Raw genomic sequence first — 12,999 nt, 5'->3', positions numbered from 1 at the left:
ATAGCGATTGAGCCAGATCCTAGAGAGTTCGAGGCCCCCTCACAACAAGACTTGTCAAACTATTCCTTGTTAAGGGATTCAACCCAAGGGTCCAACTTACGGAATAGCTTGGGGTACCGTCCCTTCAAATCCTTCTTCACCTCGGCATAGGTACTGCGCCAGAAGTTCGCCAGGTCCTGCGTGACCTGCACCGGTCGCCGCGCCGGAGACAGCAGGTGCAACTTCACGGCCAGGCGCCCGCCGGCGATGCGCGGGGTATCTGCCAAACCGAACAACTCCTGCAAGCGCACAGCGAGGATCGGCGGCTGTTCGCTGTAGTCCAGGCGCACCGACGAGCCCGACGGTACTTTCACATGCTGGGGCGCGAGTTCATCCAGGCGCTGGGGCAGTGGCCAGGGCAGCAGGTTGTGCAGGTAGCTGGAGATATCCAGGTTGGCGAAATGACTCAGGCGCGAGACTTTGCCCAGATAGGGCATCAACCAGTGTTCCAGGCTGGCAAGCAGGGCCTTGTCGCTGATATCGGGCCATTCGCTGGTTTTGCCGGCGTCCAGTTGGCGCAGCAGCATCACACGGGCCTGCCATTGGCGCAGTTCCGGGGTCCAGGGCAACAATTCCAGACCTTTGCGGCGCACCAGGTTGACCAGCGCCTGGCTGCGAGCGGATTCGTCGAGGCCGGTCAGGGGTTCGCGGCTGAGCACCAGTTCACCGACTTTGCGCTGGCGCTCGGCGCGCAAGACGCCTTCGCGCTCGTCCCAGTCGAGTTGGTCGACGTTGCGCACTTGCTCTGCCAGCACCGTGTCGAACAGTGCCGGATCAAAATCCGCCGCCAGGTAGATGCGCTCTTCACGCTGGCCCTGGCGGCTGCCCAGGTCGGCGATCACTAGCCAAGGTTGTTTCATCAGGCTGTCGGCTTCGGCAAACAGCGCCGCTCGGCCATTGGCCAGCCGATATTCAGCGCCACCAGGGCGGCGTTGCTGGGCGACGCGGTCCGGGTAGGCCAGTGCCAGCAAGGCGCCGAGCCAGCGCGGGTGGTCGGGGTTGTCCACCGGCTGGGTCGCCTTTCCGCGCAGGTAGCCACGGTATTGCCGGGCCAGTTGCTTGGCGCGCTGCACGCCCCCCTGGGTGCCGCGCGTACGCTCCTCGCCGGACATCAGCGCCAGGCGGCTGTGCAAATCGGCGCCACCGCCACGCAGGATATCGCGCTCGCCCAACAGGGCCGCCACGTCACAGGCAGTGGCGGCCAGCCCCAGGTCCTGGCCACGCAATAACAGATGGGCGATACGCGGGTGGGCCGGCAACTCGGCCATCTTCTGGCCGTGGGCGGTGAGGTTTTTTTCGTTCAAGGCGCCGAGCCGTTGCAGCAGCTCATGGGCCTGGGCATACGCCGCCGTGGGTGGCGCATCCAGCCACACCAACTGGCTGGGCGTCACGCCCCAACGGGCCAGTTGCAAGGCCAGCCCCGCCAGGTCGGCGGCGAGGATTTCCGCGCTGCCATAAGCGGCCAGACCGTCGTGCTGGTCTTCGGACCACAACCGATAACACACGCCTGGTTCCAACCGCCCTGCGCGACCGGCGCGCTGGGTCGCACTGGCGCGGGAGATGCGCTGGGTGTCGAGGCGGGTCATGCCGCTGCCCGGGTCGAAACGCGGCACCCGCGCCAGCCCGGCATCGATGACAACGCGCACGCCGTTGATGGTCAGGCTGGTCTCGGCGATGTTGGTGGCCAGCACCACCTTGCGCTTGCCCGCCGGCGCCGGGTCGATGGCGGCGCGCTGAGCGTTAAGGTCCAGCTCACCGTGCAAGGGGCATAACAGCACATCGGGGCGATCACCCAAGGCCTCGGCCAGTTGCTGGTTGACCCGGCGAATCTCCGCTTGCCCCGGCAAAAATACGAGCACGCTGCCGGTCTCGTCATGCAGGGCCTCGAGAATGGTTTGCACCACGCGCGGCTCGATAAACTCCCCGGCCTGGTATGGCCGGCCCCAGCGCATCTGCACCGGGAACATGCGCCCTTCACTGCGCAGGATCGGCGCGTCATCCAACAAGCCCGCCAAACGCTCGCCCTCAAGGGTGGCGGACATCAGCAGGATCTTCAGCGGCTGCTGCTCACGAAACAGCTCGCGGCCGTTAAGGCTCAGGGCCAGCGCCAGGTCGGCGTCGAGGCTGCGTTCGTGGAATTCGTCGAAGATCAACAGGCCCACGCCATCCAGAGCGGGGTCATCCTGCAGGCGACGGGTAAGGATGCCTTCGGTGACCACTTCGATACGCGTATTGGGGCCGACCTTGCTGTCGAGACGGATGCGGTAACCCACGGTTTCACCGACTTTTTCACCCAGTTCGCTGGCCAGTCGCTCGGCGGCGGCCCGCGCAGCCAGGCGCCGGGGTTCGAGCATCAAGATGGTTTGCCCGGCGAGCCACGGTTCATGCAACAGAGCCAAGGGCACCCGCGTGGTTTTACCGGCGCCGGGGGGCGCTTCGAGCACGGCTTCATGGCGATGCGCCAAGGCGTCACGCAGGGCGGGTAAAACATCATCGATCGGCAACGAATTCATACTGGCTCCAAAGCAGAGCGGCGAGTATAACGGCGAACTGCTGAAAGCCGGCTGTGGTCTCAACAACACCTGACCCTTCCCACATTCGATCATCGGCGCCTAACAGATCTGGCTTATAGTCACCCATAAACGTGTTCAGGAGACTTTTCATGCGTATCGCTTCCCGTGTCATCGGCGCTGCATTAGCCGTCACCCTGCTGAGCCAACTCACCGCCTGCGGGTCGATTTTCTATCCCGACCGCCGTGGCCAGATCGACGGCAAGATTGACCCGGCCATTGCCGTACTCGATGCCGTCGGCCTGCTGTTCTACGTCATCCCCGGCCTGATCGCGTTCGGCGTCGACTTCGCCACGGGTGCGATCTATTACGAACCCGGCAAGACCGCCCAGGTCGCCCCCGAGAAACTGCACCAAGCCATCGGCGCCGACGGCCAGGTCGACAACGCCAAGCTGCAGAGCATCATCCAGAAGGAAACCGGCCGTACCTTGCCGCTGGACGACCCACGCCTGATCCAGTTCAAGGGCAGCGTGCAGCAACTGGCGTCCCTGGGCCTGCAACCCGCCGCGTAAGGACAGCCCATGACCAGCAGCCCCGAACACGCCAGGCTCTTGCGTCTGGCCACTCGCGCCTCGGTGGGCGTGGCCTGTGTGCTGATCATCACCAAGGCCATCGCCTGGTGGCTCAGCGGCTCGGTGAGCATGCTCGCCGGCTTGACCGACTCGCTGCTCGATGGCGTGACCTCGCTGTTGAACCTGCTGGCGGTGCACTACGCCCTGCGCCCAGCCGATGACGATCACCGTTATGGGCACGGCAAGGCGGAGTCACTGGCGGGTATGGCCCAAGCGTTGTTTATCGCCGGCAGTGCGGTGCTGATTGCGCTCCAGGCGTTTGAACGGCTCAAGCATCCCGAGCCTGTGGGCGCGCCCTGGCTGAGCATTGGCGTGATTGTCTTGTCCCTGGCGCTGACCGTGGCCCTGCTGATGCTGCAACACCGTGTGGTGCGCGAGACCGGCTCGAACGCGGTGCGTGCCGACTCGCTGCACTACCGCTCGGACTTGCTGCTCAATGGCAGCATCCTCATCGCACTGGTGTTGGCGGGCTTCGGCTTTCATCAGGTCGATGCGTGGTTTGGCCTGGGCATCGCCGCCTACATCCTGTGGAGTGCGATCCAGATCGCCCGGGAAAGCTTCGCGGTGTTGATGGATGAAGAGCTACCACCGGATGTCAGCCAGCACATGCTGGAACTGGCCCGTGGCGTGCCGGGGGTACTGGGTGCCCACGACTTGCGCACGCGCATCTCCGGCAGCCACTGGTTTGTGCAGTTGCACCTGGAACTGCCGGGGGAACTGACCTTGTCGGTGGCCCATGGCATCAGCGACCAGGCCGCCGACGCCATTCACCAGGCCTACCCGCGTGCAGAAGTGCTGGTGCACGCCGACCCGCTGGAAGTGGTCACCGGCAACAAGGCCTAGTACTGCACCTGATACCCACGACTGCCCAGGCAGTTGCCCTGGGCCTGGCGGTAGGTTTGCACCACCGCCGGGTCAGGCGCATAGGTAACGGTGCGCGGGTCGAAGCCACTTTGCTGCACGGCCCAGCGATAACAGTCGTAGCCGTCCTGCTGCACCTGGGCCGGGGACTGGCCGTTGGCGGGATAGGCAACCACGTCATAGCCATTGCCTTGCGGTGCCGGCTGCGGTGATGGCACTTGCGCCGGCGGTTGCACCACCACGTATTGCTGGGTGCTTTGCTCATAGGCGTAGTAGGCGCCAGCGGCAAGGAACAAGAGTGAGCCACCTACCCACACTTCCCGCGCATAGTCCGGCAGGTACTGCACACGAATGCCATAGGGCGGCGTCACCACCACGTAGCGCGGGCCTTGGGGGCGATACCAGTAGCCGCCGGAGTAGAAGTAGTCCTGGCCACGGTAAGGCACGCGGTAATTACGCTCAGGGAAGCGATCCACCACGTAACCGGGACGGTGCTGCGGGCCTGGGCCCCAGCCATTGCCGTGCCCGTCGGGGCGGCCTGGCCAGCGGTTATCACCGGGACGATCATAACCAGGCCGCGAACCTGGGCCACCAGCCTCCCAATGCCGGTTGTCATCGTTGCGTCGAGGAATATCGCGGTAATACCCCTGGCGCGGCTCCTGGGTCTGACGCACGGTATCGGGCCGGCCCTGGATCGGCAGGTTATTGGAAGTTTGCGGCTGCGGTGCCGGTCGCCCGGGCTCATTACCTTGAGGGCGACCTTGCCATTGACCCTCGTGCTGGCCGCCGCGCTCAAAATGCGGGTTTTTTGGGCGTGGCTGATTGTTCTCAGGCCGTTGCCCGGGGCCCGGTGAGTTATCGCGCTCATCAGCCATCACCTGCGTGCCGACGCTGACCACCAGCAAACCAACACCTGCCATATGCCAGATGCGCTTCATGCTATTCCTCACTGCGGATTAGGGCCTTACAGATGAGACTGAAAAAGCCACACCCGGTTCTCAGGCAGGTTATCAGTCGCGGGCAGTATTTTCTCAAGGCAAAAGAAAAGGGGTGACCCGTCGGCCACCCCTTGAGAACTTCGTCCATGCTCAACGCTTTTGACGTTGGCTCACCTCACGCCGTCTTGTGGACAGTGTGCAGCCTGGAGGCCGGCTCAACCCTGCTGGGGCGGCGGCCGCAGCGGGCCTGATTGGGCGCGCTGCTGTGGACTGTTGTCCAGGCGGTGATTCTGTTGATAAAGATACCCGCCAACGCCCGACGGATGATTGCGAAGATTGCGTTAATAAACAGTGCTTGCGCAATTTTTAACCCTTCATGGATAATTCACCGCAATAGTTACGACAAAGGCCAACCCAATGAGCAAGCTTGATCGATACGACCTGAGTATTTTGGCGGAATTGCAGCGCGACGCGAGGATCTCCAACCAGGAGCTGGCCGAGCGTATCGGCCTGTCGCCTTCGCCCTGCTCACGCCGGGTCAAGCAGCTGGAAGACGACGGCTACATTGCGCGCCAGGTTGCCTTGCTGGACCGCAAGATGCTCGGCCTGAGCCTTACGGCCTACGTATTGATCGGCATGGACCGGCACACGCCGGAGCGCTTCGAAAACTTCGAAGCCGCCATCCGTACCTTGCCCCAGGTGCTGGAATGCAGCCTGGTGACCGGCATGGATGCGGACTATCAGCTAAAGGTCGTGGTGCCGGATATGGATCACTATCAGAAACTGCTGCTGGGCCATCTGACCCGCATCGAAGGCGTGACCAGCGTGCGTTCCAGCTTTGTGCTCAACCAGGTACTGAACAGCACCGAACTGCCCCTGACCCACCTGCGCACCTGAGCACACTGAGATTCAAATGTGGGAGGGGGCTTGCTCCCGATGACTGAGTGTCAGTCAGTTATTTATCAACTGACCCACCGCTATCGGGAGCAAGCCCCCTCCCACATTTGGATTGTGCTTGGACTCAGGTCAATGTTGCGTCTGTGACGCTGCCGTATACTGCTCGCTTGTCTTGCTGGAAGAGCCCCATGAACAACATCGACCCCGCCCTGTTTGAAGAATGGATGATGACCGGCCTGGTCACCATCCTCATCATTTTCATGGGCTTCATCGTCTGGGACCTGGCAAAGAAATCCAAGGCCGGGCGCTTTGGTTCGTTCATCCTATTCTTCGTGCTGGGCCTGGGTGTGGCCGCGTTCATCATCAAGAGCGTGGTGATCGGCCTGATCGAGTCCGGCGCTCTATAAACGCGCCGGGACTGCCTTCCATTGGCCTTGATCCAGGCCGTCGATAGACCAGTCACCAATGCGCACGCGCACCAGTCGTAACGTCGGCAGGCCCACCGCCGCGGTCATGCGCCGGACCTGGCGGTTACGCCCTTCACGAATCACCAGCTCCAGCCAGTGAGTCGGCACGCTCTTGCGAAAGCGTACCGGCGGGTTGCGCGGCCATAACGCGGGTTCATCCAGTCGCCGCGCCTCGGCGGGCAAGGTCATGCCGTCATTGAGTTCCACGCCATCGCGCAGGCGTTGCAGCTGTTCTTGCGTCGGCTCGCCTTCCACCTGCACCCAATAGGTTTTCGCCAGCTTGTGCTTGGGGTCGGCAATCCGGGCCTGCAACTGACCGTCATTGGTCAGCAACAGCAAGCCTTCGCTGTCACGGTCCAGGCGGCCGGCCGGGTAGATGCCGGGGATGTCGATAAAGTCCTTGAGGGTCGCACGCCCGCCTTCGTCGCTGAACTGGGTCAGCACGTCGAACGGTTTATTGAACAGGATCAGCTTTGGCTCGGCCGGTGGCGCCTTGGCGACACGACGGGGAGCGGCATGTGGAGGTTTCACGCCAGGGCGGCGTGAATCGGGTCGTGTAGGACGGGGCATGGCAAAAGGAACATCCAGCGGTCAGGACCGACAATGCTAGTGGCCTGACCGCCAAATGACCATCCCAACCGCTTAGCGGAACGGCGGCTCGTCGAAGCTGCGCAATTTACGCGAGTGCAACGAGTTGAGTTCGGTGCGCAACAGGTCGACCGCCTCGATGCCGATTTTCAAGTGCTGGCTGACCGCACGCTCATAAAACGCGTTGGCCGAACCTGGCAGCTTGATCTCGCTGTGCAAGGGTTTGTCCGATACGCACAACAAGGTGCCATAGGGCACACGCAGACGATAACCCTGGGCAGCGATGGTGCCGCTTTCCATGTCCACGGCCACGGCGCGGGACAGGTTGATCAGCGGGCGTTCCTGGGCCCAGCGCAGTTCCCAGTTGCGGTCGTCGTAGGTCAGCACGGTGCCGGTGCGCAGGCGTTTTTTCAGTTCTTCACCTTTTTCGCCAGTAACATTCGCCGCGGCCTGCTGAAGGGCCAACTGCACCTCGGCCAGGGCCGGGATCGGGATATTCGGCGGTACCACGCGATCAAGAATACCGTCACGACGCATATAGGCGTGAGCCAGTACGTAGTCACCGATGGTCTGGGATTGGCGCAGGCCCCCGCAGTGGCCGATCATCAGCCAGCAATGCGGGCGCAGCACCGCCAGGTGGTCGGTGATGTTCTTGGCGTTGGATGGGCCGACGCCGATATTCACCAGAGTCACGCCGTGGCCATCGCTGGCTTGCAGGTGATAGGCGGGCATCTGGTAGCGGTGCCAGACCACGCCTGCGGCAATCGCCGAGGCCTCGCCGTGGTCCATGCTTTTGTCGATCACCACGTTGCCTGGCAATACCATGCGGATAAACCTTGGGTCGCTGCGCAGTTGTTCCAGGCCATGCAGGATGAACTGGTCAACGTAGCGGTGGTAGTTGGTCAGCAGGATCCAGGGTTGTACATGGCGCCAGTCGCTGCCGGTGTAGTGCACCAGGCGGCGCAGGGAAAAATCCACACGGGCCGCGTCGAACAGCGCCAGGGGCAGCGGGTCGGTGTTTTCCCAGTCGTAGAGGCCGTCGGCGATGCCATCGGTGGCAGCGGACAGGTCGGTACTGGGGAAGACCCGCGCCAGGGTCGCGGCGGTCACGCCGGAGCCGGCCAGTTCGTCGCCCTGCTCCACCACGTAGGGGTAAGGGATGTTCTGCTGGCTGACGCCCACTTCCACCGTCACGGTGAAATCGTGCATCAGCGGCACCAATTGTTCGAGCAAGTACTTACGGAACGCGGCCGGGTGGGTCACGGTGACGCTGTAGGTGCCGGGTAACTGGACCTTGGCATACGCCCGGGTGGTCTGGGGCACTTCGCCATGGCAGTGGTAGGTCAGGCGCAGTTCCGGGTAGCGAAACAGCGCGCGTTGTGCGGCGTCAGGCTCGATGCGGTCCTTGAGGTATTGCTTGAGGGCTTGGTTGAGCGCACCGGTAGCACGCTCATGCAGGGCCGCCAGCCGATCCACGGCCTCTTCGGCGGTTTTAACGACAACAAAAGCTTCGGTCACGGTAAGCATCCTGTGTTCTGGACTTGCAGGCCTTTATCTTGCCTGTATCCCGGCCTCACCGAAACACCAGGATTGGAATGCATTTTAAAATGTGGAGGGGAAAAGCCCTAATACCATGTAGGAGCGAGCTTACTCGCGAGCCCCCCATAGGCGCCGCGTTTATTCAGAAAGCACGCGTTATCGTTGACGTTTTTCGCGAGCAAGCTCGCTCCTACAGTTGACCGTGTTTATTCAAGGATATGGGGGGGTTGAGCGCGCGATTATGGCTGTTACATCCACTCCACGCGGCAAGGTGCCGTACACCCGACCGGACGATTCGCCCAGGCGGCTGGCGATAAACCCATCGCTGACGGCTGCATTCCCGGCCTCCAACAACAACTTGGCCTGCAACGCCACGGCGATATCCTCGGTCAACTGCCGTGCGCGGTACTGAATGTCCTGGGTGTCCATAAAAGCCGTCTTCAGTTGCTCGGTATGCCGCGTCAACAGCCGGTCGCCGTGCCCATCGCCCAGTTCGACAAACAGCGTCTCCAGCACACCCGGTTCTTTCGACAGTGCCCGCAGCACGTCCAGGCACTGCACGTTACCCGAGCCTTCCCACGTCGAGTTCACCGGCGCCTCACGGTACAGGCGCGGCAGGATGCTGTCCTCCACATACCCGGCGCCGCCCATGCATTCGGCGGCTTCATTGATCATCGCGGGCGCACGCTTGCAGATCCAATACTTGCCCACCGCCGTAACCAGCCGGGCGAACTTGGCTTCCTGCTCATTATCAAGATGATCCAGCGCGCGGCCCATGCGCAGGCTCAAGGCCAGGGCCGCTTCGCTTTCCAGGGCCAGGTCGGCCAAGACGTTTTGCATCAGCGGTTGTTCGCTAAGTAGGCGGCCGCCGACCAAACGATGTGCACAGTGATGGCTGGCCTGGGTCAGCGCCTGGCGCATCAACGCGCTGGAGCCGACCATGCAATCGAAGCGGGTCATGGCGACCATTTCGATGATGGTCGGTACGCCACGACCTTCTTCGCCGACCATCCAGGCCAGGGCGCCGCGAAACTCCACTTCGCTGGAGGCATTGGAGCAGTTGCCGAGTTTGTTTTTCAAACGCTGGATATAGAACTGGTTGTGCGTGTCATCCGGGCGCTGCCGGGGCAGCAGGAAACAGGTCAGGCCCTTGTCGGTCTGGGCCAGGGTCAGGAAGGCATCGCACATCGGCGCCGAGCAGAACCACTTGTGCCCCACCAGTTCGTAGGCCTGGCCGGGACCGCCTGCGCCAACCGGATAGGCGCGGGTGGTGTTGGCGCGCACGTCGGTGCCGCCCTGCTTCTCGGTCATGGCCATGCCGATGGTGGCGCCGGCCTTGTGGGCGATGCCAACGTTGCGCGGGTCATATTGGGTATTGAGGATCTTCGGCAACCAGAGGTCCGCCAGGTCCGGTTGCAAACGCAGGGCCGGGACGCAGGCAAAGGTCATGGTCAATGGGCAACCGGTGCCGGCTTCGGCCTGGCTGTGCAGGTAGGTCATCGCCGCACGCGCCACATGGGCACCGGATTGCGGATGAGCCCAGGGCAGCGACGGCAGGCCATGCTCGACAGCGGTGCGCATCAGCTCGTGATAGGCCGGGTGAAACTCCACCAGGTCAATACGGTGCCCGTAGCGGTCATGACTGCTGAACACCGGTTTGTTCTGGTTCGCCAGGAACCCGGCCGCCATCAACGGCCCGCCGGCCAGCGCACCGTAGGCGTCGATACGCGATTGCGCCCAGCCAGCGCCAAAGTGGCGCGACCATTCTTGCAGAGGCAGATCGATGCGATACAGGTTGGTGCCGTCCAGGGACGGTGGCTGGTTGGTGACGTCGTGGGTTTCAGCAAACTGATGCAGGTTCATGACGGGCCTCCTGGAAAAAGGCCACGTCGATTTCAGGCTGTCTGTAGGAGCGAGCTTGCTCGCTCCTACAAAAGGCACCGCTCGATTGAGGCCGGTTATTTCAGTTAAGCACTGACCTTACGCTCAAAAAAGTGGCATACCCGCCGAATGTTCGGCGCTTTCGCCCTCTGTCGCGCACGGCACATGGCGCTCCAGCACTGTCTGCAAGGCATCGAAACGCAGGGGTTTGGCCAGGCGATCGGTCATGCCGATGCCGAGGCAACGCTCACGTTCCGGCCCATCGGGCGAGCTACTCAGGGCGATCACCGGTAACTCACCGCAGCCGGGCAAAGCTCGAATCTGACAGCACAACGAGAAACCGCCCTCCGGCACGTCCAGCAGCACTGCATCAAAACGCTCACCTTGCAGTGCTGCCAGTGCAGCCGGGCCGTTATCCACGGTTTTAACCCGGTAGCCCAGTTTGAGCAGCATGCCACGCACCGCCAACTGGCCCACGCTGTTGTCGTCCACCAGCAGCACCTTGCATTCATGGGGCGAACGTTGGGCGTGGTGCCCCGGCGCGCGCTGCTTGGGTTGCGCAGGCGCAAGGCCGACGTCCACGTCCAACTGGAAGCGGCTGCCTTTGCGCGGCTCGGAATGATGGGTCAAGCGCCCGTCCTGCAGTTCAATCAACTGCCGGCAAATCGCCAAGCCAATGCCCAGGCCACCGTATTCGCGGGTCGTCGAGCCGTCGAGCTGGAAGAAACGCTGATACAGCGTGGCCTCGTCTAGAAAGGCAAAGCCGATACCGGTGTCGGTCACGATAAAGCTCAGGTGCAATTTGCCATCCGCTTGGGGCACACCGACCACACGCAAGCGCACAACGCCTATGTGGGTAAATTTGAACGCATTGTCCAACAGGCAATCCAGGCATTGGAGCAACTTGCCCGCATCGCCGATTACCCGGTCCGGCAGTTCATCCGCGACGTCAATGGAAAACTCCAGGCCCTTGGCTTGGGCACTGGCGGTAAACTGCTGGCGCAAAGTATCAAGCGCCCCCCGCAGGCTGAACACTTGGGGCTGCGACACCAGGCGGCCGGCCTGCAGTTCGGTCAGGGTGAGGATGCCGTTGACCATACGCATCATGTCCCGTGCCGAGCCAGCGGCGGTTTGTTGGTACTGCGCCAGGTCATCGGTCAGGGGGACGGTCTGCATCAACTCCAGAGAACCAATTACACCGTTCATCGGCGTGCGCAGTTCGTGGGTCAGGGTGGCAAGGAATTCATCTTTGAGGCGATTACTGCGGGCCAGCTGCTGGTTGAGCGCCTCGAGCTTCTGGCTGGCGTCGAAGAGGATTTGCGCCTGCTGCTCACGCATGCCGTTGATGCGGTCGGCCAAGGCCAGGGACAGTAGCGCCACTTCAATGGCCGAACCGATCTGGCTGGCATACATGGTCAGGAACACGTTAGGCAGGTAGCCCAGCACCATCAGGGTGTTGACCACCCCGCCAAGCAGGAACGCCGACCAGGCTATGATGAAGTAGCGTGCCATACGCTGCCCGCAGTACCAGGCCTTGATGGCGGCGACAAAGATGGTCACGGTAAATACCAGCGCCAGGCCCGTGGCCAGGCGCAGGGCCACCGCGTAGCTGGTCAGCAGCGCCAGCGCCATTACCAACCCACCACAGGCCGCCAGCGCCAGCAGCATCCGGTTGATCCAGCGACTGTGCTGCGCGGTATGCAGGAAGCTGCGGGCGAACAGGCTGCCGAACAACGCCGCCGAACCGATCAGGAACGGCACCGCCGCGTTCGCCCACCACGGGTTGTTGGGCCAGAAGTACTGCACCGCGACGCCGTTCACCGAGAGCTGGTACAAACCGAACGATGCGATATAGAGGATGTAATAAAGGTAGCTGGTGTCGCGCACGCTCAGATAGATGAACAGGTTGTAGATCAACATGCCCAGTAACACACCATAGATCGCCCCAAGCACATACAAGCGCAGCGGCTGTTCTTCCAGGTATGCCGTACCCGCCCATAACGTCAACGGCGCCTGGATCGAGCCCTGGCTTTGCAGGCGCAAGTAGAGGGTCTGTTGCTGGTCGGGCAGGAAGTTGAGCTTGAACAGATAGTTGCTCTGGCTCATCTCACGACTGGAAAACGGCAAGGCGCTGCCGGTGCGGGCGGTCAGCCGGTAGTAACCGGCGCTGTCGCTCTGGTAGAGGTCCAGGCGATTGAGCGGCGGGTAGGCCAGCTCCAGAAACCAGGCGCGTGGTGCACGGGGATCCTTGGCGGTGTAATGCAGGTTGACCTTGAGCCAGAACACCGAGCGCGAGTAACCGGCGTTGAGGGTGGCTTTGTCATGGGTCTTGAACTGGGCGGCGTAGGCGGGGGAGCTGACATCGGCGATGGTGAGGGTATCGGTGGGATCTTCGAGCACTTGCATGACCTGGCCAAGCGGCAGGCTTCGCGTGTCCGGGTTGAACTCGACGGCGCCGGCAAGCATTGGCAGCCCGCACAAGATAAAGATCAGCAAATAGCGCATAAAGCCCCAGCGTGGCCTGTCCGGCTGTGTCAAAAGCCCCCCATTCCTTTTGAGAAGACGTACACCGGCGATACAGTAAGTTGTTTGGATGCACTTTAGCATAGCCATTAAAGGCCATTGGACAGCATTGAAATATTTTTTT

10 protein-coding genes are annotated in these 12,999 nt (G+C 62.2%); 4 read left to right on the top strand and 6 right to left on the bottom strand.

The window, feature by feature from the left end:
- Positions 1-59: 59 nt before the first annotated feature.
- Entirely contained in the window at positions 60-2,552 is a 2,493-nt protein-coding gene (gene hrpB / locus KVH01_RS23655; RefSeq protein ID WP_217883112.1) for an ATP-dependent helicase HrpB, read from the bottom strand.
- A gap of 149 nt (positions 2,553-2,701) precedes the next feature.
- Here hrpB and KVH01_RS23650 point away from each other — a divergent pair, with 149 nt between their 5' ends.
- Both KVH01_RS23650 and KVH01_RS23645 read left to right on the top strand, forming a co-directional pair.
- Entirely contained in the window at positions 2,702-3,121 is a 420-nt protein-coding gene (locus tag KVH01_RS23650; RefSeq protein WP_057012850.1) for a hypothetical protein, read from the top strand.
- Positions 3,122-3,130: 9 nt separating this feature from the next.
- Entirely contained in the window at positions 3,131-4,024 is an 894-nt protein-coding gene (locus KVH01_RS23645) for a cation diffusion facilitator family transporter (protein ID WP_043047946.1), read from the top strand.
- On the opposite strand, the gene KVH01_RS23640 is transcribed toward KVH01_RS23645, so the two are convergent.
- Positions 4,021-4,980 carry a DUF6515 family protein gene (locus KVH01_RS23640; RefSeq protein ID WP_217883111.1) on the bottom strand — a complete coding sequence of 320 codons (960 nt, stop codon included), beginning with the start codon at positions 4,978-4,980 and terminating at the stop codon, positions 4,021-4,023. The two genes, KVH01_RS23645 and KVH01_RS23640, sit on opposite strands and share 4 nt — an antisense overlap.
- A gap of 417 nt (positions 4,981-5,397) precedes the next feature.
- Between KVH01_RS23640 and KVH01_RS23635 the strand changes: the two genes are divergently transcribed.
- Positions 5,398-5,877 carry an Lrp/AsnC family transcriptional regulator gene (locus KVH01_RS23635; protein ID WP_003194418.1) on the top strand — a complete coding sequence of 160 codons (480 nt, stop codon included), beginning with the start codon at positions 5,398-5,400 and terminating at the stop codon, positions 5,875-5,877.
- 197 nt (positions 5,878-6,074) lie between these two features.
- Positions 6,075-6,284, top strand: coding sequence for a DUF2788 domain-containing protein (locus KVH01_RS23630; RefSeq protein WP_025999909.1), 210 nt, complete (start codon positions 6,075-6,077; stop codon positions 6,282-6,284).
- On the opposite strand, the gene KVH01_RS23625 is transcribed toward KVH01_RS23630, so the two are convergent.
- The 4 genes from KVH01_RS23625 to KVH01_RS23610 all read right to left on the bottom strand — a co-directional run bounded on the left by KVH01_RS23625 (position 6,279) and on the right by KVH01_RS23610 (position 12,857).
- Entirely contained in the window at positions 6,279-6,914 is a 636-nt protein-coding gene (locus KVH01_RS23625) for a pseudouridine synthase (protein ID WP_043047950.1), read from the bottom strand. The genes KVH01_RS23630 and KVH01_RS23625 overlap by 6 nt on opposite strands.
- 72 nt (positions 6,915-6,986) lie before the next feature.
- A complete protein-coding gene (gene amn, locus KVH01_RS23620) occupies positions 6,987-8,459 on the bottom strand; it encodes an AMP nucleosidase (protein ID WP_161796505.1) in 1,473 nt (490 codons plus the stop codon).
- Between the two features lie 222 nt (positions 8,460-8,681).
- The gene (locus KVH01_RS23615; RefSeq protein ID WP_217883110.1) at positions 8,682-10,334 is read right to left on the bottom strand and encodes an acyl-CoA dehydrogenase family protein; all 1,653 of its coding nucleotides are present in this window, start codon (positions 10,332-10,334) and stop codon (positions 8,682-8,684) included.
- A 123-nt stretch (positions 10,335-10,457) separates the two neighbouring features.
- Positions 10,458-12,857 (bottom strand): hybrid sensor histidine kinase/response regulator, encoded by a 2,400-nt coding sequence (locus tag KVH01_RS23610; protein ID WP_217883155.1) that lies wholly within the window; start codon positions 12,855-12,857, stop codon positions 10,458-10,460.
- Positions 12,858-12,999 lie beyond the last annotated feature (142 nt).

This window comes from Pseudomonas khavaziana (genome assembly GCF_019145205.1).
GTDB lineage: Bacteria > Pseudomonadota > Gammaproteobacteria > Pseudomonadales > Pseudomonadaceae > Aquipseudomonas > Aquipseudomonas khavaziana.
Note: the sequence above shows the minus strand (reverse complement) of the source record. Positions and strands in the feature narration are given on the sequence as shown.